Annotated in this window: 27 protein-coding genes and 2 pseudogenes; 5 read left to right on the top strand and 24 right to left on the bottom strand. The window is 36.3% G+C overall.

Annotation, left to right across the window (positions count from 1 at the left end; translation table 11 throughout):
- Positions 1-12 precede the first annotated feature (12 nt).
- From JNUCC23_RS10340 to JNUCC23_RS10325, 4 genes are all read right to left on the bottom strand, one after another.
- Positions 13-252, bottom strand: coding sequence for a hypothetical protein (locus tag JNUCC23_RS10340; protein WP_454215644.1), 240 nt, complete (start codon positions 250-252; stop codon positions 13-15).
- Between the two features lie 16 nt (positions 253-268).
- Positions 269-679, bottom strand: coding sequence for a hypothetical protein (locus JNUCC23_RS10335; protein ID WP_454215642.1), 411 nt, complete (start codon positions 677-679; stop codon positions 269-271).
- A gap of 642 nt (positions 680-1,321) precedes the next feature.
- Positions 1,322-2,098: a polysaccharide deacetylase family protein gene (locus JNUCC23_RS10330; RefSeq protein ID WP_454215641.1), complete on the bottom strand. Its 777-nt coding sequence runs from the start codon at positions 2,096-2,098 to the stop codon at positions 1,322-1,324.
- 471 nt (positions 2,099-2,569) lie between these two features.
- Positions 2,570-2,950, bottom strand: coding sequence for a divergent polysaccharide deacetylase family protein (locus JNUCC23_RS10325; protein WP_454215639.1), 381 nt, complete (start codon positions 2,948-2,950; stop codon positions 2,570-2,572).
- 281 nt (positions 2,951-3,231) lie between these two features.
- Between JNUCC23_RS10325 and JNUCC23_RS10320 the strand changes: the two genes are divergently transcribed.
- Complete coding sequence (locus tag JNUCC23_RS10320) at positions 3,232-4,104, top strand: hypothetical protein (protein ID WP_454215637.1); 873 nt, start codon at positions 3,232-3,234, stop codon at positions 4,102-4,104.
- Positions 4,105-4,192: 88 nt separating this feature from the next.
- Here the strand turns inward: JNUCC23_RS10320 and JNUCC23_RS10315 are convergent, their stop codons facing one another.
- Positions 4,193-4,465 (bottom strand): HU family DNA-binding protein, encoded by a 273-nt coding sequence (locus JNUCC23_RS10315; RefSeq protein ID WP_454215635.1) that lies wholly within the window; start codon positions 4,463-4,465, stop codon positions 4,193-4,195.
- Positions 4,466-4,956: 491 nt separating this feature from the next.
- Positions 4,957-5,241 (bottom strand): annotated as a pseudogene (locus tag JNUCC23_RS10310) (peptide-methionine (S)-S-oxide reductase); the annotation flags it as partial.
- A gap of 261 nt (positions 5,242-5,502) precedes the next feature.
- On the opposite strand from JNUCC23_RS10310, the gene JNUCC23_RS10305 reads away from it, so the two are divergent.
- Positions 5,503-5,802 (top strand): hypothetical protein, encoded by a 300-nt coding sequence (locus JNUCC23_RS10305; RefSeq protein WP_062187424.1) that lies wholly within the window; start codon positions 5,503-5,505, stop codon positions 5,800-5,802.
- Positions 5,803-6,219: 417 nt separating this feature from the next.
- Here the strand turns inward: JNUCC23_RS10305 and JNUCC23_RS10300 are convergent, their stop codons facing one another.
- The 5 genes from JNUCC23_RS10300 to JNUCC23_RS10280 all read right to left on the bottom strand — a co-directional run bounded on the left by JNUCC23_RS10300 (position 6,220) and on the right by JNUCC23_RS10280 (position 8,934).
- Positions 6,220-6,606, bottom strand: coding sequence for a HEAT repeat domain-containing protein (locus tag JNUCC23_RS10300; protein ID WP_403073889.1), 387 nt, complete (start codon positions 6,604-6,606; stop codon positions 6,220-6,222).
- Between the two features lie 253 nt (positions 6,607-6,859).
- Positions 6,860-7,276 (bottom strand): DUF4304 domain-containing protein, encoded by a 417-nt coding sequence (locus tag JNUCC23_RS10295; RefSeq protein ID WP_454215633.1) that lies wholly within the window; start codon positions 7,274-7,276, stop codon positions 6,860-6,862.
- A gap of 262 nt (positions 7,277-7,538) precedes the next feature.
- The gene (locus JNUCC23_RS10290; protein WP_454215631.1) at positions 7,539-7,748 is read right to left on the bottom strand and encodes a hypothetical protein; all 210 of its coding nucleotides are present in this window, start codon (positions 7,746-7,748) and stop codon (positions 7,539-7,541) included.
- 52 nt (positions 7,749-7,800) lie between these two features.
- Entirely contained in the window at positions 7,801-8,271 is a 471-nt protein-coding gene (locus JNUCC23_RS10285) for a DMP19 family protein (RefSeq protein ID WP_454215629.1), read from the bottom strand.
- A gap of 243 nt (positions 8,272-8,514) precedes the next feature.
- A complete protein-coding gene (locus JNUCC23_RS10280) occupies positions 8,515-8,934 on the bottom strand; it encodes an N-acetyltransferase family protein (RefSeq protein WP_454216025.1) in 420 nt (139 codons plus the stop codon).
- 463 nt (positions 8,935-9,397) lie between these two features.
- On the opposite strand from JNUCC23_RS10280, the gene JNUCC23_RS10275 reads away from it, so the two are divergent.
- A complete protein-coding gene (locus tag JNUCC23_RS10275) occupies positions 9,398-9,565 on the top strand; it encodes a hypothetical protein (RefSeq protein ID WP_454215627.1) in 168 nt (55 codons plus the stop codon).
- 11 nt (positions 9,566-9,576) lie between these two features.
- Here the strand turns inward: JNUCC23_RS10275 and JNUCC23_RS10270 are convergent, their stop codons facing one another.
- The 11 genes from JNUCC23_RS10270 to JNUCC23_RS10220 all read right to left on the bottom strand — a co-directional run bounded on the left by JNUCC23_RS10270 (position 9,577) and on the right by JNUCC23_RS10220 (position 20,652).
- Positions 9,577-9,777: a hypothetical protein gene (locus tag JNUCC23_RS10270; RefSeq protein WP_454215625.1), complete on the bottom strand. Its 201-nt coding sequence runs from the start codon at positions 9,775-9,777 to the stop codon at positions 9,577-9,579.
- 459 nt (positions 9,778-10,236) lie between these two features.
- Positions 10,237-11,430, bottom strand: a complete 1,194-nt coding sequence (locus tag JNUCC23_RS10265; protein ID WP_454215623.1) for a cytochrome P450 family protein — start codon at positions 11,428-11,430, stop codon at positions 10,237-10,239.
- A 222-nt stretch (positions 11,431-11,652) separates the two neighbouring features.
- Positions 11,653-11,868 carry a hypothetical protein gene (locus tag JNUCC23_RS10260; RefSeq protein ID WP_454215621.1) on the bottom strand — a complete coding sequence of 72 codons (216 nt, stop codon included), beginning with the start codon at positions 11,866-11,868 and terminating at the stop codon, positions 11,653-11,655.
- Positions 11,869-11,994: 126 nt separating this feature from the next.
- Entirely contained in the window at positions 11,995-12,459 is a 465-nt protein-coding gene (locus tag JNUCC23_RS10255) for a Rid family hydrolase (protein WP_049683921.1), read from the bottom strand.
- Positions 12,460-12,598: 139 nt separating this feature from the next.
- On the bottom strand, positions 12,599-14,047 hold the full coding sequence (locus JNUCC23_RS10250; RefSeq protein ID WP_454216023.1) for an amino acid permease: 1,449 nt from the start codon (positions 14,045-14,047) through the stop codon (positions 12,599-12,601).
- 357 nt (positions 14,048-14,404) lie between these two features.
- Positions 14,405-15,829 carry an aspartate ammonia-lyase gene (gene aspA / locus JNUCC23_RS10245; RefSeq protein ID WP_454215619.1) on the bottom strand — a complete coding sequence of 475 codons (1,425 nt, stop codon included), beginning with the start codon at positions 15,827-15,829 and terminating at the stop codon, positions 14,405-14,407.
- A 117-nt stretch (positions 15,830-15,946) separates the two neighbouring features.
- Positions 15,947-17,206: an allantoate amidohydrolase gene (locus JNUCC23_RS10240; protein ID WP_454215617.1), complete on the bottom strand. Its 1,260-nt coding sequence runs from the start codon at positions 17,204-17,206 to the stop codon at positions 15,947-15,949.
- 41 nt (positions 17,207-17,247) lie between these two features.
- The gene (locus tag JNUCC23_RS10235) at positions 17,248-17,925 is read right to left on the bottom strand and encodes a DUF1028 domain-containing protein (protein WP_454215615.1); all 678 of its coding nucleotides are present in this window, start codon (positions 17,923-17,925) and stop codon (positions 17,248-17,250) included.
- A 103-nt stretch (positions 17,926-18,028) separates the two neighbouring features.
- The gene (locus JNUCC23_RS10230) at positions 18,029-18,586 is read right to left on the bottom strand and encodes an FAD synthetase (RefSeq protein WP_454215613.1); all 558 of its coding nucleotides are present in this window, start codon (positions 18,584-18,586) and stop codon (positions 18,029-18,031) included.
- 25 nt (positions 18,587-18,611) lie between these two features.
- Positions 18,612-20,075 carry a 4-hydroxyphenylacetate 3-hydroxylase family protein gene (locus JNUCC23_RS10225; protein ID WP_454215611.1) on the bottom strand — a complete coding sequence of 488 codons (1,464 nt, stop codon included), beginning with the start codon at positions 20,073-20,075 and terminating at the stop codon, positions 18,612-18,614.
- Positions 20,076-20,139: 64 nt separating this feature from the next.
- A complete protein-coding gene (locus tag JNUCC23_RS10220; protein ID WP_454215609.1) occupies positions 20,140-20,652 on the bottom strand; it encodes a flavin reductase family protein in 513 nt (170 codons plus the stop codon).
- A gap of 220 nt (positions 20,653-20,872) precedes the next feature.
- Between JNUCC23_RS10220 and JNUCC23_RS10215 the strand changes: the two genes are divergently transcribed.
- Together JNUCC23_RS10215 and JNUCC23_RS10210 are read left to right on the top strand one after the other, a co-directional pair.
- Positions 20,873-22,207, top strand: coding sequence for a M20 family metallo-hydrolase (locus tag JNUCC23_RS10215; protein ID WP_454215607.1), 1,335 nt, complete (start codon positions 20,873-20,875; stop codon positions 22,205-22,207).
- Positions 22,208-22,210: 3 nt separating this feature from the next.
- Positions 22,211-23,527, top strand: coding sequence for a hypothetical protein (locus JNUCC23_RS10210; protein ID WP_454215605.1), 1,317 nt, complete (start codon positions 22,211-22,213; stop codon positions 23,525-23,527).
- 146 nt (positions 23,528-23,673) lie between these two features.
- Here the strand turns inward: JNUCC23_RS10210 and JNUCC23_RS10205 are convergent.
- Positions 23,674-24,044: pseudogene (locus tag JNUCC23_RS10205) on the bottom strand (IS4 family transposase); the annotation flags it as partial.
- Between the two features lie 256 nt (positions 24,045-24,300).
- A complete protein-coding gene (locus tag JNUCC23_RS10200) occupies positions 24,301-24,804 on the bottom strand; it encodes a VanZ family protein (protein WP_454215603.1) in 504 nt (167 codons plus the stop codon).
- Between the last annotated feature and the right edge of the window lie 111 nt (positions 24,805-24,915).

Raw genomic sequence — 24,915 nt, 5'->3', positions numbered from 1 at the left:
TAGTTTAACAACTCATAAATCTACTGGTTGAAATTCAATTGATTTTGCTTGATACATTTTATCTCGATATTCATAAACAATAACAATTTCACCAATAAAGCCAGCTGGAGAAATTTGACCTGGGATTTTAGCAATAAGCTGATTGTCTTTTACTTCATAATCAATAATACTGCCAAAACCTATATCCGCAAATAAATTTGTAGGTCGTATTTTTAGCGGTGTTATATCGACAATAGATACCTTGTCACCCACACTGATTTCGGCTTTTTCAGTCGATAATTTTGTTTTTATATATAATTGCAATAGGATTATCAACAAGGACGTCAATCAATCCATTAGTATAACTATAAATATAAACTTCTTCATCTAAAGCACCAGTACCATAACTTTGCGTCAAGATTATGATTAGTTCTTTCTTCTTGTCTTTGTTAATATCTTCATAGAAAATTTTTGGGGCATAGGTAGGACTAGTATCGTTCATCCAAAAAGGTCTGAAGTAAGTCTCCCCTTTAAAATCAATTTTAAAATCGCGATATAGGCTACCCATCTTTTTTGCATAAACAGTTATATTATCTTTATCAGATTTTGCTATGGCAGTATGTCCTGGAATTGTTGATCCTGCTTTATTAGGAGCAATTACAAAAATAATTACTATTATTAAAAGGATGTATGCTTTCATAGAGAACACCTCATTTTAGTGTTCCCTAACTTGTTTTCTTATTCAAGTATCCTGCCCCTTTTGATAAACTATCATTGTCATACGTTGAATATATGATAACGGATGATGATCATGAAAGAAAAGAACGTGCAGCTGTTGCGAACGGTCAAAGAAATTGAGGTTATGAAATGGGCGTTGCGGCGATATGGTTCCGGGGGTGTTGGCCAGCAAGATCCAGGAAATAAGTAAAGGGTTTCAACCTGCCTTCCTCAACAAAAAAATAGAAGCCTTTTAGCCCCTGCTCCTAACTGTCCTAACACATCTGTATACGTTATCTTGATAATCTACTAAGATACAATCACCGATATCTCCATAAGTCTCTTAAGATAACCTGATACCCGCTTATGAATCTCATAACTTCTCCTATGCTGTAGGCCGTAGGTTCGATTCCTATCTGGGACGCTTAATAAAAATAGCCAAAACGTTGCATATAGGTTTTGGCTGTTTATTTTTGTAGTACAGTTCAAGTCCTGGACTTGTAACAGGTCTTTTTCGGACAAAATACCAAAAATGATTTTATGACTTTTTTAATATTTTTCGTTTATACCAAGATATTAGCTTTAGCAAACCTCATAAAAAATAAAATCAACCTTATATCTTATCTTAATCGTTCCCTACATGAAAAAAATCAAAGGGGTATGGAATGATTGTTGTTGTACGATAGAGTATTTCAGATACTGTTACACATTCATAATCATTTTTGTATAAATATTCCATGATATTTTCTAATGCTTTAACTGTCTGAGATGTTTGAGAAAATTCGCTACCAGTCCAATCATGGAATAGAATGATATTACCAGGTCTAACACCTTTTGTTATATGTCTAGAAATTTGGCTGGCTGCTGGGCTTTTCCAATCTTGTGGATCCTGATGCCATGACCACAGAATAACAAGTTTGCCATTTTTTATAGCTGAATTAATAATTAAATCATTGTAAAGGCCTCCAACTGGGCGATAAAGAGTTGGTTTATAACCAGTGAACAGCTTTATAATTTTATCTGTTTGATCTAATTCTGCTGTTAATTTAGCAGCTGTAATATTTCTGTCATAAATATGATTATAAGTGTGATTAGCAATTTCGTGTCCTTCTTTTACTTGCCTTTTTAAAATAGCAGGAAATCTTTTAACTTTATTACCTGCTACAAAAAAGGTTGCTTTTGCATTGTATTTAGCTAATATATCAAGTATTTGAGGAGTGAAAATGGGATGAGGTCCATCATCAAATGTGATTGCAACCATTTTTTCCCTAGTGTTTACTTCCCAAATTACGTGACCTGTTTTTTCATACGCCTCACGACTATCTGTGAAAGCGTATGCGGGTGTTTTTGTGGAACAAAAAGAAATGAATAAAAGAATGGGTAACATCCAAATTTTTTTCACGAATAATACACTCCTATGAAATATAAGTAGGAATACTACCAACTATTTATTTGCTATTATTTTTGATCAAGATAGCCTCAACATAGGGAAGTCCGCTATACATTCCAATAAGTGTCTTAGTGTATAATTGGGTTTGTCAGCAGAACCCCATAGAGAGCGAAAAAGTACCTTATTAACAGATCGCAAAGGAATTAAGCGTCAGTAAATCTACTCTTATTAATCGGTCCTTTATTCAATCAATTTATATTCTGAAATTAATTCTGACAATGAAACAACGTCCGCCTTTTTTCGTCTATGGGAATATATTCTTTTAAAACACCAACCATTTCCATCCACAAATTAACATTTAACCAATAGCAACTAGCTGTTCATATTCGGTTAATTTCCTCGCCAGTTTTTTGCCTTGTTTTGTAATATGTTGGGTTGTATATACATTATCAAAAAAGAAATTGTTTTCCAAAAAAGGAACGTTCATTTCGTTAGCAGCTTACTGACGACATTTTTTTCCGTCGTCTTGCTATCGAGATAAAAAAGACCGTTCTCCTTACACACCTCGAGAACAATTTTCATCACTCTTTCATCCTGTGTTACTTTTGAACCCATATGATGAATCCTTCCGACAGCGTGAGGTATATCCTTAACTGCAGTTTCTACACGCTTACGTATTTCCTTATTGCTTAAATCAGTAGTAATTGCGCCTGGATCAAGCCAGCTTTTCTTCCCTTTGATCGACTCCATTGGTAAATGAACAATAACATCATGCCCATATTGGCTAGCGAGCTCCGCATCTTCTTTCGTTGATGGCATAAAGGAAATAATTGCAACGGTTAGCTTTACTGGGAGCTTAATCATCTCCTCCGTTCCCTTCATATTATTACCTAAATCATCAATAACTATGGCTAAATAACTCTTCGGTGAAGAAAGAGATTCAGCTAACACTGGCTGAGATAAAGAAAAAAAGAAGAAAGACACTGCTAATTCATAGTTTCATCTCATCACTCTTCGTTTTTTATTAGCATTTTCCATTGTTCTTTAAATTACAGTAAGTGATGAATACATCCAGACTATTTTAGGAAAACTTTTTGTATGTAGTCTAAAGCTTTTTCAAAATATAATGAAATTGAGTGGAATAAATGCGATCTGTTATTACGGGCATTCTTTTATCAATTATCCTGTTCATTAACTGTTCCAATGTTTTAGCAAAAGATGAAAGTGTGGGCATTCGGATTGATATGCTCCCTTGGGGGGAAGTGGATGGGGTTTTGCCGAAGTACAGCAAATTTACAGTGTTGGATGTGGAAACAGGGAAAATGTTTAAGGTGCAGAGACGGGCAGGAAACCGCCATGCGGACGTTCAGCCCTTGACTTCGAAGGATACGAAAATAATGAAAGAGATATATGGCGGGAAATGGAGCTGGAAACGAAGAGCTATTATTGTCATTCAACATGATCAATGGATTGCGGCTTCAATGCATGGGATGCCACATGGTGCTGGTGCATTAGGAAATGATTTTCCTGGTCATTTTTGCATCCACTTTTATGGAAGTAAGACCCACCGCACAAACTCCATAGATTTATCACATAAACTAATGATTTTAAAAGCAGCAGGCAAACTTCAAGAGTATGTTACCAGCGCTGACCCGTTTGAACTAATTAATGCATATGTAGCTGGATTTAAGCAGCAGGATTCCCGGATAATCTCAACCATTTCCCTTCAGCAAATTGACTGGAAAGAGCATATTCAATCGGTTGAAAATATAAATTTGAAACGTATGTCTGTTTTTCCTGTTGAAGACCTAGTAAATAAAATAAGTCTTGAAGTGCCAGTTGAAATCGAATGGGTAAGTAATAATTCGGAAATAAAATACTTCAAAGGGGATATTTACTTATTCCGTTTTTCCCCCGCAGATGCATGGAAAATAGATAGTATCCGGTTTTTAAAAGATAGTTGTATTCTAAAGGAATTTAAAAATAAGAAAGAAAACACACTTTGGAGCAATCATTAAGGAAAAGGATACTTGTTTAAATAGAAAATACTCTGAAGAATATCTCATCCCCAGAGTATTTTCACACTATTATAAATATATTTTAATCTTATTTAACAGCTTCTTTTAATTCCTTACCTGGTTTAAAGGCAGGCACTTTAGAAGCAGCAATTTGTATTTCTTCTCCTGTTTGTGGGTTTCTACCCGTTCGAGCTGCTCGGTCACGCACTTCAAACGTGCCAAATCCAACCAATTGGATTTTCTCTTCTTTAGCAAGCGTAACAGAAATTGTTTCAATCCATGCATTCACTGCTTTTGTAGCGTCTTCTTTTGTTAGTTCTGCTTGTGTTGCCACAGCATTCACTAGATCTGTTTTGTTCATCGTCAAACACCTCGTCTTTTATTCTTATTGGTATGTAGTAGTTTCACCATCAACACAACATATGTTCATCATGTCTGTCTAAGAGTAGTACTTTGCGAAAGACTGATAAGGTGTATTATGTAAACTTGTACTCAGGTAGTTACAACATACTGGATCTACTAAATTGAACGACCTCTGTATGAGGAAACAAAGTTATGTACATTGAGGACATGAATTTGAGTACAAACAATTATTAATCTTCTCAAAACCGCAGCACACATAACACCGTTCAAAAATTCATGAACAGGGTTAAATTAGGTTGTTAAAGCATAGATACAATTACTGAGTTGCCTTAAAAGAGAGATTCTTATACCTATATCTCATACACTATATTCTTCTGGTAGGGATGATGATAACTTGCAATGGTGCTATGATTACGTCAAAGCTTTAACGACAACCTTTGTATATGCTCCACCTTGAACGCTATTCTGAACGGTAATGAAGCCTTGCTTTTCACTATATACTCCTGTTCTGTATTTTTTACCAACATCCTGTCCTTGTTTATTCAAACTGTATGGATCAATTATTCCGAAAAAACATCCCATTAATCTCCTGAAAGTTACCACCGCTGGATCAAATCCTGTCTTTACACATTCGGCGTAACCATCATAATCACCCTCAAGAGTGTGACTTGTTCCATTAGCTCTTCCCGCTTCTGTAAACTTAACTCCAGGTAAAGTTTTTACAAAAGCTTGTACTCCCCATAAACATCCACCTGCAAAATATACTATTTCCATATTGTTCTCCCCCTTATGCAGCAAATTAGCCCAACAATCCCAGAATGGAGTAACTAAATTTGACCTCAGTCTTAAAATTAATTAATTCTTATTCAACTAACGCTACCCGTTAGTTGAACAAGAAAAAATGGCTGCGATAAAACAACCATATCTTGAACCAACATATAGTGAGTAAAACTACTTCAGCTGGGGAGTATATGTTTAGGATGGTGTGCTTTCATCATTAGCATATTCCCCATTAATAAACAAGGAAGTGAATAGATGAATCAGAGTAACGAACGCAATAACTTTGGTGGAAATGTAGAAGAAAGTGGCAACAATCAAGCTGGTAGTAATGCTAATCAAGGTGCGAGTGACTTTGGTGAAGCAGCAGCAGCAGGAACTCTTAATGGAGCCGTTGCGGGTGCTATGATAGGTGCTCAATTTGGACTAATTGGTACTGTAATAGGCGGTGTTTCAGGCGGTGCTATTGGTAACCAGATTGTAGAGGGGGCTGAAGTCGATGACAAAACAGCTTCCAAAAATCATGATGAGAGCAATAATAACTCTATAAATAAGTAGCAGGCACTTTACAAAAATGTATTTGTGTTAATCTCACCAAAAAAGGACCGTCAAAAAGACAGACTTTTTTTTCACTAAAGCACCTCGTTAGTTTAAAATGCTTCATTTATAATGGGTAATATTATTAATTACCCATTCCTTTTCTATGTCAAAAAGGAAATCCCACTTTTTAGATTTTATCCAATCAAATAACTCATTAATTTCCTTATTGTCTTCTTCAAAACGAATAAGAAACCCAAGTGCTAATATTAGGTCATCACTTTCGACATTCCTTTTCTTTTTAACATAGTCTTTATACGTTCGATAACAGGTTTAATGGCAGTTTCATTTCCTTGTCTATTGATACCTAACAATTCATAGCCTCTAACTGCAACAGAACGGTCTTGTAAAGCCTCTAAAAAAGTCGGAAGTAAAGAATCATCCCCTATTTATTTCATTTAGTGCCCATAAAGCTGAACATTTAACGCCTCCTTTGTGATGTTCAAGTAAATTTATAAGATGAGAAATAGCTTTATTTGTACCAATCTTAGATAATACAGCATTTGCATAGGTTAGGTCATATACATCTGTTGACTCCGTTATAATTTTAATGAGTGCCTCCTCTGCAACAGAACTTTTACATGCCCTTAATGCCTCAATTGCAGAGTGTCTGACTGCTGTACGCTTATCGTTAATGAATTTAATGATTTGAGAACAATCTTCAATTTCAATTTCTCCTTGTCCAATTGTTTCAAGGAGTGTAGATAATTTATGAGTATTTTCTTCTTCATTAAAGTTTACCCTAAAAAACCGCAGTTTTTCCATTTGAATCCTTCTTCAACTATCCTGCTTCGTTACTTTAAGTACATTTCTTCACAAGCTCTTCTAATTATTAACATAGATACCCAATTTTCTTAAAAGGTGTTGTTCAACAATCTGGCCCGTTTGCTTAATAAGGTTTCTAAGGAACACATGAATGCTCTATACAAATCTAGTTAACATAAAATTGCTTATCGGCAATGCAAAAGAATCTTCAGTTGAAGATCCTTTTGTGCTGCTTGTTTAATTAAAGCACCGGTTAGTTTAACAACATAGAAGTCCAAGAACGGTCAGTTATATTAAGTAAACTTAAAACATAACAAGCAACTATTTCATAATCTTTCTCTGTTTTTGCATTTCCATAATCAAACCATATTCCATCTTCATCTTCTGATTTGGCTCCCAATCTATACCGTTTGTTTATATTGTGTGCAGTAACTTTGTTAGGTGAGATGTGTTCTCCCCAATACGTTGTTAATCCTTCAATTGAACAATTAGCTAATTCAACTACAAACGAACCGCCCCATTTGTTAAATTGAAAAGTGATTAAATCTATGTTGTTTTCATTCTTTCTTCTAAAGTGTGGAAAAGAGCCTTTAAATGCTTGTTCTCTTAAAACGGGTATCACAATTTTTTTCAAAGCATTATTCATCATTGCTCTTGTATTAGATTCCATTTCTGCTCTCCTTATTATGTTTCTTAACTATTATGCTCTGTTAGTTCAAGAAGATCCCATAGGATCGAATGCATACTCTATACAAATCTAGTTAACACAAAGTCAATTTTCGGAACTTCCGAAACATAAAACCCCTTGGTCCTCAAGGGGTTCCGAATGGTCCATTTTTATCGTTTATACATAAATTTCCGGCTTTTGAAGGAGCCTGGTAGCTACATAAAAAAGGAGTGCACCCGTTAGTCAAATAACAACATCTTTTTTATTAGTAAATAAAGCGAAAATAAAGTGCAACAAGATAATTAACGACAATAATGAGGGAATAAATTTTTCCGAATAATAAAATACACCCTTTTTCTTTTCGTGTGTAAATCAACCATCCAATACACAATATTAGTTGAATAATATACAAAGGGGCTGCTGCAAGTTTTGAGTATAGTTCTGGAAAGGTTGTTTCCATAATTTTGTCATTCATTTAATTTTCTCTCCTAAATACTAAAGCTCCCCGTTAGTTGAACAAGATTGAATTAATCTTCGACTACTTCAATCAAATCAGTATGAATAGTAACAAAATACGTTTCTAATAATTCTTCTAACTTCTGATTAAGCTTGTGATATTCATCGTTCGCCTTTTCGATGACATCATAAAATTCATCTTCTTCAATCTCGTCATTTTCTAAAGCAACGTACAACCTCCACATTTCTTGACCATACTTTTTCTCAATAATTGCATAATCGTGAGCACAAATTTCCTCAAGGATACCTATTAGTTCGTTCAAGTAATTATCTATCCCTACCTCTTCGATATACCATTCAAACCACGTAAATAAGCTTTCGTGGCCCCCACTTTCAAGCTCAGAATAGTATTGAAAGACAATGAATGCTTCATTTAAATTTTTATCTTCAGTTGATAAATCATACTCACTTAACACAGTAGTAACGGCGTTCCATATATCAGTCTTGCTCAATAAACTTTTTCTTTTCATTTTAGGTTTCACAGCATTCCCTCCAACTAAGCACAACAAATATTTAATGCTATATTATCATTTCATCTTAATCTCTTGTTCAACTAATCTGCCAGTTAGTTGAATAAATTTTTTGAATGTATGATTTTGCATATTTTCATACATTCAAAAGAGTGTAAAAAAGGCCGCCAATTGGCGGCCTTCTTATGGCTCTAACGCACCCGTTAGCTTAACATCAAAAAAGGACCTAATAAAACAGGCTATCATTTATATATTTTATTCATATACCATAACCCAATATTTTTCTTCCGGTTTACCTTCTTCAACAACTTTCTTCCAACCATTATTTTCATAGAATTTCATTGCCTTTTGATTTTCAGACACACACTTCAATTTTATTGGTTTATTCATTTTTTCTATAGAGGCATTAACCAGTTGACCACCAACACCTTTACCTGAGAAATCAGGGTGAACAAATAAATTATGTATAAAATTCTCTGGCAAGTACAAAGAAGCAAATCCAAGAATTTTAGCATCTTCCTCTGCTAAAATTATACACTCTCCTACAGTATGCTTATCAAAATCTTCTAAAGTCATTTCTTCTATATCTGCCCAATAAAAACTCTTACGACGTGATTCTAAATATATACGTCTTAAAGCAGGGTAGTCTAATTCACTTGCTACTCTAATATCCATATTTTCACTCTCACTTTCTTTTACAAAGATAAATAATAACAATCTGTATAGAATTATTTCCATTCATAGATTTTCCTTCTTCAACTAACCTGCCCCTTTACTACAATAAGGTAAAACACATAATATTTCTTCTATTTTTTAATACCTTAACCATTAGGTATCCCAGACCGACAAGTAGAGCTAATATTAATATTGGAATTAATATATTTAATGACGTATAATCTCTCCCCCAAGTAATTTTATTTCTAATTACACTTTACTATAAATAACAATTATTTTTGTGAATTCTTATTGAACTAAACTGCTCCGTTAGTTGAAGGAGTTTTTTTTAATGTATGATATTAGATATTATCGTACATTAAAAATATTTAAGAGTATGTTTACATTAAATTTCACAATAAATTGTTACTTTCATAAAATGACTATGTTTAAATAACTACTTTATAAAGGAGACAAACAATAAATGATGCCATATTCTAGCATGTCTTCTCCCATGTATTCGGGACAGCAAATGATGCCATATCCTAGCATGCCTTCTCCCATGTATCCGGGACAGCAATTGATGCCTAGAGAAATGCAAATGGTACCTCATCCTATTCTTCTTGTTGCAAGACAAACTGCTCCTAATTAAATTGAAATGGTTTATGACCAGCCTACTGATTTGGGTTCTGCTACAAATGTTAGAAATGACTGGATTAGAAATAATTTAGATAGACCCTCAGACATTGCTACTGTTGCAAGGGATGACATGATGCTCCTTCCAATGAATAGTCTTACATCTAATATGGCAATGATTACGCCTGTTGATAATTCAAGAACAAGGTTCATTATTACTTTTAACATGAATGCTACACCTGGGGTTCAATACACTGTGTTGCCTTGCTTTGCTTCTTTTATTATTTCATTTTTGGCGCTAAGTTCTGACACCCTTCAACATATTTGTCACTTTAGACGTTATTCTGCACCTGTTTTAAGGGATATTTTGCATTATAAGTAAATATAAAAAGGCTATCATCTATGTAATGATAGCGCCTTCTAAACATAAAGCTAAAAAAGCATAAAATACTCCACAGTCCCTTCATAGCTGGGGAGTATTTTGTGCTTACCTAATAATGTAGGATTTAATTTAATGAAACTGGCATACTTTATTTGAGTGTTTAGTGATTTCTATAAGTTCCCAGGTAATGTGGTTTTTAAAAAGTTTGATCATTTTCTACCTGTGTTGCCTGTAATCGTGCCCTTTAATGGAATAATATGGCCTCATTTAAATTATAATTTTACAGCTTTAATAGGATGAAAAATTTAAAAGGAAAGAGGTATTTCTTTTACCCCTCTTACAACCATACCGGGTCTCCATTCAAGTTCATTCGTATCAACTCTTAATTTGATTTGTGGAAAGCGCTGCAAGAGACTGCTGATAGCAATTTCGCCTTCTAGACGGGCAAGTGGAGCACCCAGGCAAAGATGAATTCCTTTCCCGAAAGCAAGATGAGGACTTTTCTCACGGGTAATATCAAAAACCTCCGGGTCTGTAAATTGATTAGGATCATGGTTAGCGGAATTCAGAGCGATAATCACTAAATCTCCCTTACTTATTTCTTTCCCTTTGAATTCAAAATCTTCACGTGCCCATCGGGATGTGCTAAATTCGACTGGGCCATTATACCGGAGTGATTCTTCAAGTGCTGTATGAATCATTTCAGGATGATCCTGCAAGAGCTGCAACTGATCAGGGTGTTCCAAGAAAGAGAGAATGCTATTGCCAATCAGATTTACCGTCGTTTCATGTCCTGCGATAATCAAAAGTGAGACCACCCCATATAACTCTTTCTCTGTTAATTTGTCACCCTCCTCTTCGGCCATAATCAGTTGGCTAATTAAATCTTCCCCTGGACTTTCCCGGACCTTTGAAAACCGGTCTCCCAGATATTTGGTGAATTCCTGCATATGAACTGCCATATCTTTCGCATGTTCACCGTTGGTTCCTTCAATTAATGAGTTTGACCATATGCGAAACTTGTCACGGTCTTCTGATGGAACACCTAAGATCTCACATATTACGATAATCGGTAAAGGAAAAGCAAGATCATCGATTAAATTCATACTATCCTTTTTGGCAATTTCGTCTAAAAGATCATCTGTTATCTCCTGAATTCGATCCCTCATTTCTGCTATCATTCGTGGCGTAAATGCCTTTTGAACAAGCCCCCGTAATCTTTTATGATCTGGCGGATCAGAAAAAAGCATATTGTGGGTAAAAATGCTATCGTATCCCTCATTTTCGCCAGTTAGCTTTGAAAAATTCTTAATAAGCCTTAAGTCCTTCAGAGCTTCAATGGCATCTTCATATCGTGTAATCATCCAGCCGTACTGACCATCCGGAAGGAGGATTCTGTAAACAGGTTCCGTTTCTCTCAATTTTGCATATGTAGGGTATGGATTCTTTGTGAATTCCTTCGTAAATAAAGTGTTATTAGTTGACTCATTTGAATTCAATTGAAATCTCCTCTCAAATACTTTTTCATGATCGTTCCACTATCCATTTGAAATTGACTTATTTTATTCTGCCTTCACTAGTGAGTATGTTATCCAAATGATTGTTTAGATATGTTCTAGATAAGCATTTGCCCCCTTTTGATTATAACTAGGCACCAAACTTTTAATTATTTTAACCTAATCTAATATATTTATACTTTATGAGTTTTACCATTATGCCTTTTATTTTTTTCGTTTAAGAAATTCTAGAATTTCCGAAAACGGTTGCTGATGCCGAACAAGATGATACTCTCTAAAAGGACAGCCATGCTTTATAATCCGCTTTGGCACACTAGAGACGGTGTAATTTCTAATTTGAACGACTTCGCTTTCTTTCAACTCTTCCCAATACAGTGGCGTAGCCACTTCTGCAAAATCGTACCGCGATTGTACAAACAATTATCCTTCTTATAAAGAATAGATTTATAAGAGCTAATTAAACAGTAAAATGTGATTGTTTAGCTTTATTCCAAACAAAAACCGTAAACTCTTTTTAAGGGTTTTACGGTTTTTGTATTACATCTATTAATTTTCGTTATTTCCACTGATTACAGCTTCAACATCAATTTCCATTAACATCTCTGGCATCGCAAAGCCACTTACGATTAAACCTGTGCTACAAGGGTAGACACCTTTGAAATGCTCCGCAATAACTGGATACACTTTGCTTCTGTCTTCACGCTTAAGGATATATACTGTGATTTTACAAATATCATTGATTGTACCACCGGCTTCTTCAATCAGTTGTTTAACCATCTTACATGCCTGATCAGTTTGTTTTGCGACATCTCCAATGCCGTGGAAATTCCCTTCCATATCAAAGCCTGTTTGTCCTCTTAAGAAAATTCTATTTCCAGCTCTTACGGCCATGCAGAATTCATTTTTAATATGATGCTCCGGCTGACCTAAAGTTGAAGGATAATATTTCTCTGTCTCGAATTTTCTAAATCTTTTAATCTCAATATTTTTAACTTCTCCTTGAACTGTCATAGCGTATAATTCCTCCTAAATACAATTATGTTGTCATTTAATTAAGGAATTAATCCTTAACTATTCCTTTAATTTAAATATACAGACATCTATTTTGGGTGTCAATATATTTACAATATTCTGAATTTTATATCGATAATTATTTGTTTATCGGTACATCAATATGTTCCCCTTTTGGTTCAGTTACTTGGTCTTGGACTTTCTTACTGTACCGAGATTTAACAAGATATGCCACAAGAATGGCTCCAAAACTAATCAAACTTAATATCACTTGTGAGCGTGTACTCGGAATCCATGCCATGACAGCGATAACCACCATCATCCAAAAGATCGTGAAATAGGACAAATAAGGGAATAGCCACATTTTTAATTGCAGTTTTTCCGGTGCATCCTGTTCTAACTTACGGCGAAGACGAATTTGAGCAAACGCGACAATTAAATAGTAGAAAAGCATAACTGCCCCAGCTGAATTAATCAAAAATAGAAAAACAGTTTCTGGGAAAAAGTAATTTAAGATGACACCGACATATCCAAATACTGTTCCCGCAAGGATAGCTCTTACTGGTACGCCCCTCTTGTTTAATTTAATAAGGAATTTAGGCGCATCTCCTTTTCTAGTTAGGGTAAATAAACTTCTAGAAGTAATGTAGAGGCAGGAATTAAGGGAACTTAGTACTGCAGTAAGAACGACAATTTCCATTAGAAAAGGTGCAAACGGAATCCCTAATTGTTCAAGCGCAACTGCGAAAGGACTTTTAATAGCAACGCCGGCAAATTCGAAGTTCCACGGTACAATCGCTACAATAACTAAGACAGAGATGACATAGAAGAAGAGGATTCGATTCATTACTTGTTTTGTCGCCTTAGCAGCAAGCTTCGCAGGGTCATCTGATTCAGCCGCAGCAATCGTAGCAATTTCTGCTCCTCCCATAGAAAAAAGACAAGTTACACTTCCAATTAAAGCCGCAACAATTCCATGAGGGAAAAATCCTCCTGAGGTATAGAAGTTTGAAAGACCTGGTGATTCACTCCCTGGCCAAAATCCAAGTAAGTACACCGTTCCCAATACAATGAAGAAAACAATGGCAAATATCTTAATAGAAGCAAACCAGAATTCAGTTTCAGCGAATGATTTTACCGAATAAAGATTAGTTAAAGTAAGGATAACCAACAAGACTAAGCATAAAAACCAAGGTGGTATATTCGGAAAATAATTAACGAGAATACCTGCGCCTGCTACAGCTTCAATGGCGGCCACAATTACCCACATATACCAGTAAAGCCAACCGACACTAAATCCGGCCCAATTTCCTAATCCGGCCCTAGCATATTCGGAGATAGAACCAGCACCTGGTTGAGCTACCGCCATTTCCCCAATCATACGCATAACTAAGAATATTAAGGCTCCTGACAAAGCGTAACTAATAACAGCTGCTGGCCCAGATGAATTGATGACTGCCCCACTTCCTACAAATAACCCTGCTCCGATAATCCCACCAAGTGCAATCATTGTGACATGACGATTCTTTAACGTATTCTGAAGTTGGCCCTGTGTAGAGGCATCTTGCTGATTATAGTTATTCTCCATATTTCCACCTTCCTTTATTTTGATTTTCATTCAATCTCTCACCCAACTCGGAATACCACTTTACTAAAACGAATCCGCTTATATACTTCCTTAAAATAATTGATCTTTAAGCCTATTACAATCAGAATGTGTCCCTTAGTATTCCTTTAGTAGAAGATTACAAGTTCTTACCTTGGAGGTCAATGTTTTTAGCATAATTCGAGTTTACTTATTTTGTATGGGAATTTCGTTATTCATTATCTTATTTTAATCATTAACACCTTTCATATAGTGAATAATAATAGTAACAATAGCCAATCAAGATCATTACTTGACTGGCTATTCTAGTGGAAATCTATCACTCTTTTATAGTTAGGTTTACTTTGAGTCTAATAATGCGACTCCAGCAATGCCCGGTTCCGTCATTTCATATGGATTTAAAATAAGATCTAACTCTTCTTTTGATAAAACTCCTTCTTGAATGCATAATTCACGTACAGATTTTCCTGTTAAAATAGCTTTTCTTGCTATTCTTGCCGCAGTTTCATAGCCAATATGTGGGTTAACAGCTGTAAGGACTCCTACACTTTTTTCTACATATTCTTTCAGATGAGCTTCATTCGCTTCAATTCCAGCTAGGCAATAATCTGTAAATGAACGAAAAGCATTTTTCATGATACTTATCGACTGCAGTAGATTGAATACGAGAACAGGTTCCATAACGTTCAATTCAAACTGTCCGGCTTCGGAAGCTGCACAAATCGTATGGTCATTGCCAATAACCTGAAAAGCTACCTGGTTAATCATCTCAGGCATCACTGGATTCACTTTTCCTGGCATAATAGATGACCCAGGCTGACGAGCCGGAAGGGAAATCTCAGCAAGTCCTGCGCTTGGACCTGATGCCATTAAACGAAGGTCATTAGCAATTTTGGACATATTAATCATACAAATTTTTAAAGTAGCTGAAACTTCCGTATATGAATCCGTATTTTGAGTAGCATCAACGAGGTGCTTAGCCCTTTCAAGGGGTAAGCCACTAATATCCGCAAGAATTCTTACTACTTTCTCAATATAAACCGGGTCAGCATTCAATCCTGTTCCAACTGCGGTCGCCCCCATATTTATTTCATATAAAGGTTGACATGCTTGGTGAATGCGCTTGATATCACGTTCAAGAACACAGCTATATGCTTCAAACTCTTGTCTAAGGCGAATAGGAACAGCATCTTGCAAATGAGTACGTCCCATTTTAATTACGTGGTCAAATTGTTGAGCTTTTCCTCTAATCACTCTATTCATATCGTACATCGTTTCTAATAGTTTCCCTAAACATTTAAGTGTTGAAATATGAATCGCTGTCGGAAACACATCATTTGTTGATTGAGACATATTCACGTGAGTATTCGGACTTAAATGATGGTAAGAGCTTTTTTCATATCCAAGCAATTCAAGTGCGCGATTAGCAATGACCTCATTGGCATTCATATTAAGGGATGTGCCTGCACCGCCTTGGATAGGGTCAACAATAAAATGACTAAGCCATTTACCTTCAATAATTTCATCTGCGACCTGCACAATCGCTTGACCTAGTTCGGCGTCTAAATGTTGATTATTCATATTGGCTATCGCAGCTGCTTTCTTTACCATGGCAACTGCCTTGATTAATTCTTCGTTAATACGATATCCCGTAATCGGAAAATTTTCGGCAGCACGTATCGTTTGAATCCCATAATATGCATCTGATGGTACTCTTTTTTCACCTAAGAAGTCTTTCTCTATTCGCCATTTCTCTTTTAACATGTTGAATCCACCTTGTCTTTTAATAATAAAGGGAACAACTCTATCAAAAATCTATTAGGTTGGCAAAATATCAAAATTCGAAACAATGGTAAAAGAACCACTCTATCCTTGACTCTCCTAAAGAACCATAGTCCTTGAAAACCGTTCTTGATCTAAATTGATGATCCCTTTTAAGATTAAGTTCCCCGCCTTTTCAATATCTTCAGGCAAACTTAATTCCTCAGGACAATGACTTTTTCCGTCAATACTTTTTACAAAAACCATAGCTGCCTTTGTGATAGAAGCCATATGAGCCGCATCATGTACTGCCATACTAGGTAACGTCATAAATGGCTCTCCCATCTCATTAGCTGTATTCTGTAAAGTTCTTACAATGTCTTCGTTAAGAACAACCGGCTTTTGATCAAGAAAAGTTTGCTGCTGAATTTTAACCTTCCTATTCATAGCGATCTCTTTCCACGCACTTTCTATCGCGTTGACAGTATATTGGATACCCTCTTCTCTTTCTCCTCTTACTTCCAAAATAAAATCAATTTGACCTGGGATAATATTCGCTGCATTTGGGGAAACATCCAATTTCCCAACAGTCCCTACCACACGACGATGACCATTTTTACATTGACGTTCCACCTCAAGAACCATTTCAGCTGCAGCTGTTAATGCGTCTTGACGATGTTCCATCATGGTTGTACCCGAGTGATTCGATTGTCCGACCACCCTTACCTTGCTTCGGTAAGTCCCAACTACCTTATCTATAACTGCCATCGAAATATCTTTACTTTCTAACCGCTGTCCCTGCTCAATATGCAGTTCAATAAAGGCTTTTGTGTCTTTCCTCATCCCTGCCATGACTGGATACTTATCAAAGCCTCCTCCAGCTTTTTCAAGTTCATGACTAAGTTTAGTTCCTTTTAAATCATAGACGTCCTCTAACATCTCTTCCGTCAACTTACCAACAAATGAACGACTGCCAAACGTTGATAAATTGAAATCATTTGACTCTTCGGCTGTAAACGAAACAATATCTAAATCATGATCAAACGTTACTTGATTTTCAATAAGAGTTTGAATGATTTCTTTCGACATAAGAACACCAAGAGGCCCATCATATTTGCCACCATTCGGAACAGAATCCAAATGTGAACCGATGACTAAGCTACCTTTCTTTTTCCCTGCTCCTTTAAGCTTTCCCCAAATATTAGCAGCACCATCAATAGTGACTTCTAATCCCATGTCTTCTAATTCTTTTATAAATAATGCCCTTATTTCATAATCAGCTGGGGAAAAACTAGGCCTTGTTACTCCACCTTGATCATTTTTTCCGTAATGTGCATACCTTTCGATATCTGCCATTAATCGATCGATATTTATTTGCATGGCTCTTCATTGCCTCGCTTCCTACTCACATTCAATCTCCATTACGTGTCACCTTTTACCCCATAAGAAGGTGCAAGTTCTGGCTCGATCGCTCTAATTTTGTAATCCTTTGCTTGAGGTCCGTAAATTTCCCAAAGTTTTTTCAAGTCATTTAATGGATCGTCACTATAATCAACACGCAAATCTACAAACGCAAATGAAGTATCTGGGTGATAGACTAGCAGGCCAATGGAATGCTCTTGATCCAATTCCCCTCCCATAGTAAATCCACGTTCAATCGCTGCGATTAATCGTTCAGGTAAAGAAAGGTGCTTTAATTCTAGAAAACATTGCCCCATCGCCTTTGGTATTTCTAGGTCACTTAATAGATTGCCAATACTAGCAACATCTTTCGCGTAAAATTCTCCGTTTACTCCAAGTGCTTTTTCTCCAGTAAATACACTAGAATTTCCGTCAGCATCCACACATGCTAATTGTCTATATTCCGAAAAGTCAGAAGCACCTACCATCGTTCTAATAGCTGCCTGAGCATGATAACCTTTTTCTAAAGTTGAAAGACCAATGTCTGCCAATCTCGGATCCGTTACGTTCTGTGTCAAGATCACCCCAGTATTAGCTTTAACCCACGGACATCTAGCACCCACAGAAGGGCTACTAGAAGTAACAATAGCTCCCAATGCTCCTGTTGATGAACAGCGTCCTGCTACAGAAAATGTCATTTTAATTTTCCTCCCTCAAAAAATTAAGTGCAGCAAAGATGAGTACCGCATCTTTGCTGCACTGATCATTTTATTTTTCATTCAATTGATCGTTAAAAAAACTTTAAATTTTGACAGCCTTAAATGATGGTAAACATTCCTCTCCTAATAACTTTTCTGCTTGTTGGTAGTTTCCTATTTCCAACAGCTTTCGAATACGTGAGGATGAAATCATTTCACCATGTTCACATGTTAAGGGCTGTAATACTTCTACTTTAAAATGGTGACATAATACTTCTATCGTCCCTTTTCTACCTTTTCCGAATAAGAAGTTAGGTCCTTCCCATACTTCAACTGGGTTCAATTCTTTTAATTCGGTAATGAATTCTGGAACTTCTTTTGTAGTAAACGCTTCGTCAAATGTACCTACAATCACAAAGTCAGCCCCTAACATGTCAAGACGTTGAAGTTTTTCTTCTACTGACATTAACTGCTGACAATCTTTAAAGTATACTTTCGGAGGAGGATCGAACGTGTAAACAACAAACGGAACTCTTAGCTTTACAGACCGCTCTTTTGCTTTTAACAGCAATGCTTGATGCCCTCTATGAATACCATCAAGAGCACCGATCGTTAGAACAGATGCAGAAAGCTGTAAAGTACCTGGTGTATGAATGTTCAATAAATCTTCCCCTTCCTATCTTTTTTTAAAGGCTAGTTAGAGATACAGCTGGTTTTAAAACCGCTGCTTTTCGAACCATTTCACGTTGCGCTTCCGCATCAAAACTATTGAAAACAGCCATTTGTTGAGCGAATGGTGGGCTTTGTGCAAATAATTCGAAGGTTGTTCTATGTCCTGCATAAGAAGAATTTAAAAGATCTCTTGCAAAGTATAATAATTTCCCTCTTTCTTCTGCACTCCAATCACCTACAGAATAGTACGTATCGACATATTTTTGAATAGCTGGATCTGCTAAAGTAGTAGAATCTGGTGTAACTGCTAATTGCCCTCCTACAAGCTCTCTTGTTAAATGAGCCATCGCTGGGAAATTAGATAATGCAAATACTCGACCTGTATATAGAAGTGATTGATTTGGCATCATTAAACCACCTGGGCTAACTTCTGCATTAGCAACGGCCGCTGTTAGATGAGCGTTAATGCCTTCACGATAATTAATAAGTTCCGAAATTTTTTCTTTTACTGCTTGGAGTTTTGTTAAACCTGTTTGTTCTACATTCAATAATGCTGTTCCTAGTAAATAATCTGCTCTTCTTAATACTCTGAGGACGTAGTTGAAGGCCGAATAACGATGTAATGTTGAACGAATGTAAGCAGCAGATGCTAAAGAGCGATGGAACAATACATTTTCCCACGGAATAAGTACATGATCAAAAATAAGTAATGTATCAATTTCTTCAAATTTAGTAGCAATCGGATAATCGGTACTATCTTTATTTGTTCCAAGGGATGTACGACAAATATGTTTTAATCCTGGTGCACCCATATCTGCAATGAATCCACAAGCAAATGGAGCCATTGATTCTTCTCCAGCTTCCCAGTTTAAAATCGTTGGTTTAACGAAAGCCTGGTGAGCATAAGCTGCGGCTGTTTCAAATTTCGCACCTTTTACGACAATCCCTTTATCATTTTCTTCAACAACGTGAAGCAAAGTTCCGCCATCTTTTCCACTAAACAACTTACTACGATCTCCTTTTGGATCTGTATTGGCAGAGACATGGAATACATCTTTTCTAGCAATACGGTCAATATGGTGTTCAATATTTTCTGCATAAGTAGGATCTATTTCTTTTAATTTATCTTTCGCATCATATAAAGACCACATTTCTCCAATGGTTTCATCGCCGACTCGGTAAACGACACCACCAAGATCATCAAGAACCGTTTCAACATAATTACGGATGGCTGTTAGATCTTCTTTTGTTTTAGGAGCTTTGTATCCTCTAGAAACAATCTCACCGTCATCTAATCGTGCTGTAACTGCTTCTTTATACTGTGGTTCATAGGCTAAATCGTACATTCTTGCTTTTACATCAATAATCGGCTTAAACGTTGGATGTTCAGCTATATTCGTCACTCTTTCTCCATCAACGTATACTTCCCTTCCATCATTCAAGGATTCACGATACTGATCTCCTGTCATCAATGCCATAAAAAAACTTCCTCCTTTTAATTTTTTAATTTGAAAGGGCTTTCAATAATCCTTATCTTTTATTTTAAGATTGCTTAAACTGGCCAAACTTTCCTTTAAAATACACTAGTGGGTCCCCTTCAGAAGCTTGAGCATTTTGAACTTGGGCAAGAAAAACGGAGTGAGTGCCTCCCATCACTTCCTCAACCACTCGACATTCAAGTTGGGCAAGGCTGTTATTTAAAACAGGGTTACCAAGTTCCCCATAGATTTTTTCCACATCTTTGAATTTTTCCGTATTAGAACTAGCAAACTGTAACGCTAGTTCTCCCTGATTTTCTCCAAGAATATTGACAGTAAAAGAACCTGCTTTCGAAATAGCATGACGTGTTCCTGTATTTTTATTAGCACAAACAAGCAGCATTGGAGGTTCAAGAGATACCGAACAAACTGCGCTAGCTGTAATCCCATAATCTATTTCATTTTCTCTTACTGTGATAATCGATACCCCACTGGTGAAATGACTAATGACATTTCTAAATACCTCGTGATGGACTAATTGTGACGACTGATAATCTTTTGAAGAAATTGAACCCATATAACATGTTTCCTCCTTCAACACTCATTTAAGGAATTATTCTTAATATGTTCCTTAATTAAAATATAACTGAAGATAAACGATGAAGTCAACATAATTTTTAGAAAATTCAAATATTTTCATCAATTTTCTTTTTTTTAAAATATAAAAGGAAATCTACGATAAATATCGAACCAGATTATTAACTCTTAAAATTTCATTTTGTTAAAGGAGATAGAAGATGATCGAACATTTATCAAAATTAACAGATAATACTTATCAGTCATTAATCAAATGGCGCCGAGATTTTCACAAACACGCGGAATCTGGGTGGGTGGAATTTCGTACAGCATCCATTGTTGCGTCGAAACTCCATTCATGGGGATATGAAGTCCACGTAGGGCGAGATGTCATCAATGAAGATGATAGAATGGGGGTTCCTAAAGCAGAAGTACTCGAGCAAGAGAAAAAGCGCGCCTTATCTCAGGGAGCTGATCCAGAATGGCTGGAACAATTCTCTGGTGGATTTACTGGAGTGGTCGGAATTCTCGATACTGGTCTTCCTGGTCCAACGATTGCTTTTCGCGTCGACATGGATGCTTTAGATATTCAAGAAGCCTTATCCAATGAACACCGACCAACGAAAGAGGGATTCTCTTCCATTAATGCTAATATGATGCATGCTTGTGGCCATGATGCCCATACTTCGATTGGATTAGGGGTTGCTTACGTCCTTTCTCAAATCAAAGATCAACTTAAAGGGATAATTAAATTGATTTTCCAGCCAGCTGAAGAAGGGGTACGAGGCGCGAAATCCATGGTTACTGCGGGTGTGGTAGACGATGTCGATATCTTTATTGCTATTCACGTTGGTTTTGAAGCCAAACTTGGTGAATTAATTTGTGGTGATCTCGGTTTCATGGCCACAACTAAGTTCGATGTAACATATACTGGTGAGGCCTCTCACGCTGGTGCTAGACCTGAACAAGGAAAAAATGCTCTACTCGCCGCAGCAACAGCAGCACTAAATCTGCACGCTATTTCAAGACATAGTGAAGGTTACTCTCGTGTGAATGTCGGATTTTTACAAGCTGGCAACGGTAGAAATATTATTCCTAATCAGGCAATCTTCAAAGTCGAAGTTCGCGGAGAGACAACCTCCATTAACGACTTCATGTATCAAAAAGCAGTACAAATCATTCAATCCGCGGCTGATATGTATGAAGTTGAAGTAAATATAGATATTGTTGGTGCAGCAAAAAGTGTTGAATCAAGCGAAGAACTCATCTCCTTTATTGGTCAACAAGCTAAACAAATTAATGAAATTCACACCATTCAAGACTCGTATAAATTAGGCGGTTCTGAAGACGCAACCTATATGATCTCACATGTGAAAGAAAGAGGTGGTCATGCGGCTTATATCGTATTTGGAACCACACTCTCCGCCGGCCATCACAACGAACGGTTCGACATCGATGAAAATGTAATACCCATCGCAGTAAAGACACTCACTCTTTGCGCTTATAATGCGGTGAGTTATAATACTAATAGAATGATATACAACCCCCAATGTTAGGTGATGAACAATATAAAAATAATAGCAGGTATTGTCGGCCCAAAAGATACAGTCATGTTGATATCTGATATCGCGAAAGAATATTCAGATAAACTGGACTACCTTCCATTTATATATAAAAGTTCCAATGAAACGATTGATATTATAGAAACCAACCAACACTTGGTCGACATTTGGATCTTTTCAGGGGTTACTCCTTACGTAACAGCCCAACAAAGTACATCAAAAAAACCTTTCTTCTATCTAGAGTTAAATGGGACAAGTTTAACGAATGAATTGATTAAAATTAAGTATAAAGATCAAAAAAGCCTTAACCGTGCTAGCATTGATTTACTCGAAAAAAATGATGTTTACGAGACGTATCATGACCTAGATTTTACCTATGAAAATATTTACCTATATGAGTATCCAGGATTTACAGAAGTTCAAGAAATTATCTCTTTTCATGAAAACCTTTTTAATCAAAAAAAAGTAGACGTATGTATCACTTGTTTAAATTTCGTATATGAACATCTAAAGGCTAAAGGAATCCCGGTTTATCGGGTCACTCCTACACGTGCCAATATTCGTCAAACATTAAAATCAGCACTTCAACAATGGGAAACCTTACATTTCAAACAATCACAAATTGCGATTTTATTAGTAAAAATAGAAGAATCAAATAAAGATACGAATCATCACACGATTTCTTATGATTTACATCGCTTAAACCTAGAATTGCAAGCTGCTGTTTTAAACTTTGCCGAATCTATTTACGGTTCCTTTGTAACACTTGGGGTTGGAGTATTTTTGATTTTTTCCACAAGAGGTTCTTTAAATAAAACAGGACGACAAGTTGGGGATCTCTTAGAAAATCTCGCTTTGATCACCGAATTACCAGCAAACGTTGGCATTGGATATGGAGAAACGGCTTTAATTGCTGAAGAGAACGCTCGCATCGCTTTAAATCATGCAAAACATTACGGGTCTTTCTGTGCCTTTCTTGTAAAGGATAACGGGATCATCGAGGGTCCTCTTAAGGAACAGGAAAGTATTTCTTTTAGCTATTGGACCGAGAATAAAGAAATAAGTGATAAACTGAAACAATGTGGTGTAACCATTACAACATTTAATAAAATTTTGTCCGTCCAAAAAAGGGCCGGGAGTAACTCAATCACTGCATCCATTCTCGCAGAGTGGCTCAAAATGACACCTCGAAATGCACGTCGTATTCTTAACAGTTTAGCCGAGCAAGGAATTGCAGAAATCATCGGAGAAGAAGCACCAACCTCGAAAGGTAGGCCAAGAAAGATTTATAGGGTTAATAGCGACGTTGAATAAGCTGTTTAAGCCATAAATAATATTTTCAGTATGGGCACAGACACATGCCCATCAAGCTAACGATGAAAATGACCCTGGTTTCAAAACGAGCGAGTGATGAAACAGTAAGCATGCCAAAGAAACCTATTAAAATGTGATTTTTTTTGCTACACAGCTTGTTTATGATTTACTGTCTTTTCGTACACTACTCCTAGAATATCAAAAACGGTCTTCTTATATCGATGACATTTACGTCCATTTTTCTTAAGCAATTGATAGAGGTGATGAAGAGTCTTTACAAGTTCATGTGTGCTACTAGCCATTGCCTCAAACAGTAACAGAAAGTAGTCCTTAATCATATAAATCGCCTTGAATTCGCTCAGTTCTTGGTTTTTCTTTTCCGCATTTGAAACATGGTGGAAGAACAGAGAAGAATGCCGATGAGTTGCCCGTATAAGTGGCATTCTAGGCGTTCTTTTTTGATCGTTTTACATGCATCGATTTCAAAGAAGAACTTCTTTTCTATAAAGACATACTCTTCGGGAATTCCCATTTCTTCTGCAACTGCCACCTGTCTTTCCACAGATTAATCTTTGCTGCTAACCCTTACATAAAAATAATTCCTCATATATTCTATCCCCTACCCTATTCCTACTGCTATGGCGACTTCACCTATAGCACAAAGATAACGAAAAATATGAAATTGTTAGCAGACAGTATCCCTGTTACTGACGGCGAAAAAACCACTGGCGAATCGTTTTGATGATTCATCGGTGGTTTTTTGTATTCAAATACTATTTACCGTAATTGACATTTCCGTTTACCTTCTTCTTTTTTAAACGGGCGAACAAAATAACAAGTTTAATAGGCAGGTAGCCTAGAATGCCACCAACGGAATTTAAGATTAAATCGTCCACATCAAAACTGCCGAATTTAAATATCAGCTGCAACAGTTCAAACGTCAGACTTAAGCAAAAGGTGGCTAGCGTGACCGTACTAAGTTTTTGAAACTTCTTTGTCAGCAATGGTAAGATGAATCCGAACGGCATAAAACCGATGATATTCCCTGCTAAGTTTTCAATCCGAATATATAAATTATCTGCTAAGAACAGATAAAAATTAATTGTTTTAAAAGGGACGAAATTATTCGAAAACCGCCAGTGGTACTCATCATATGTAAAGTTAAAATGATGAATAATCTCAGATAACGGGATGTATTTAAACAAAATTAATTTAGAAAGTATCGCTAAATATAAACAAAGAATTAGGAAAAGGATCATTTTAAAAATAATTTTCATTCATCACTGCTCCATTTTTTATAATGTATTCGTATTTTGCTCTTCTGAATTTGTGGTAACGCTATTTTGTTCCGTTGTTGCCGCATGAACTCACGCACCCGTTTAAGTTCG

This window comes from Peribacillus sp. JNUCC 23 (assembly GCF_053653995.1).
The sequence above is the reverse complement of the archived record's forward strand: the minus strand, read 5'-3'. Positions and strand labels throughout refer to the sequence as shown.

What these genes read in the sequence shown, in the direction of transcription:
- JNUCC23_RS10335 (WP_454215642.1), bottom strand. Translation starts at nt 679, where the DNA reads ATGAAAGCATACATCCTTTTAATAATAGTAATTATTTTTGTAATTGCT.
- JNUCC23_RS10325 (WP_454215639.1), bottom strand. Translation starts at nt 2,950, where the DNA reads ATGATTAAGCTCCCAGTAAAGCTAACCGTTGCAATTATTTCCTTTATG.
- JNUCC23_RS10320 (WP_454215637.1), top strand. Translation starts at nt 3,232, where the DNA reads ATGCGATCTGTTATTACGGGCATTCTTTTATCAATTATCCTGTTCATT.
- JNUCC23_RS10315 (WP_454215635.1), bottom strand. Translation starts at nt 4,465, where the DNA reads ATGAACAAAACAGATCTAGTGAATGCTGTGGCAACACAAGCAGAACTA.
- JNUCC23_RS10305 (WP_062187424.1), top strand. Translation starts at nt 5,503, where the DNA reads ATGAATCAGAGTAACGAACGCAATAACTTTGGTGGAAATGTAGAAGAA.
- JNUCC23_RS10300 (WP_403073889.1), bottom strand. Translation starts at nt 6,606, where the DNA reads ATGGAAAAACTGCGGTTTTTTAGGGTAAACTTTAATGAAGAAGAAAAT.
- JNUCC23_RS10295 (WP_454215633.1), bottom strand. Translation starts at nt 7,276, where the DNA reads ATGGAATCTAATACAAGAGCAATGATGAATAATGCTTTGAAAAAAATT.
- JNUCC23_RS10290 (WP_454215631.1), bottom strand. Translation starts at nt 7,748, where the DNA reads ATGAATGACAAAATTATGGAAACAACCTTTCCAGAACTATACTCAAAA.
- JNUCC23_RS10280 (WP_454216025.1), bottom strand. Translation starts at nt 8,934, where the DNA reads ATGGATATTAGAGTAGCAAGTGAATTAGACTACCCTGCTTTAAGACGT.
- JNUCC23_RS10275 (WP_454215627.1), top strand. Translation starts at nt 9,398, where the DNA reads ATGATGCCATATTCTAGCATGTCTTCTCCCATGTATTCGGGACAGCAA.
- JNUCC23_RS10270 (WP_454215625.1), bottom strand. Translation starts at nt 9,777, where the DNA reads ATGTTAAAAGTAATAATGAACCTTGTTCTTGAATTATCAACAGGCGTA.
- JNUCC23_RS10255 (WP_049683921.1), bottom strand. Translation starts at nt 12,459, where the DNA reads ATGACAGTTCAAGGAGAAGTTAAAAATATTGAGATTAAAAGATTTAGA.
- JNUCC23_RS10250 (WP_454216023.1), bottom strand. Translation starts at nt 14,047, where the DNA reads ATGGAGAATAACTATAATCAGCAAGATGCCTCTACACAGGGCCAACTT.
- aspA (WP_454215619.1), bottom strand. Translation starts at nt 15,829, where the DNA reads ATGTTAAAAGAGAAATGGCGAATAGAGAAAGACTTCTTAGGTGAAAAA.
- JNUCC23_RS10240 (WP_454215617.1), bottom strand. Translation starts at nt 17,206, where the DNA reads ATGCAAATAAATATCGATCGATTAATGGCAGATATCGAAAGGTATGCA.
- JNUCC23_RS10235 (WP_454215615.1), bottom strand. Translation starts at nt 17,925, where the DNA reads ATGACATTTTCTGTAGCAGGACGCTGTTCATCAACAGGAGCATTGGGA.
- JNUCC23_RS10225 (WP_454215611.1), bottom strand. Translation starts at nt 20,075, where the DNA reads ATGGCATTGATGACAGGAGATCAGTATCGTGAATCCTTGAATGATGGA.
- JNUCC23_RS10220 (WP_454215609.1), bottom strand. Translation starts at nt 20,652, where the DNA reads ATGGGTTCAATTTCTTCAAAAGATTATCAGTCGTCACAATTAGTCCAT.
- JNUCC23_RS10215 (WP_454215607.1), top strand. Translation starts at nt 20,873, where the DNA reads ATGATCGAACATTTATCAAAATTAACAGATAATACTTATCAGTCATTA.
- JNUCC23_RS10210 (WP_454215605.1), top strand. Translation starts at nt 22,211, where the DNA reads ATGAACAATATAAAAATAATAGCAGGTATTGTCGGCCCAAAAGATACA.
- JNUCC23_RS10200 (WP_454215603.1), bottom strand. Translation starts at nt 24,804, where the DNA reads ATGAAAATTATTTTTAAAATGATCCTTTTCCTAATTCTTTGTTTATAT.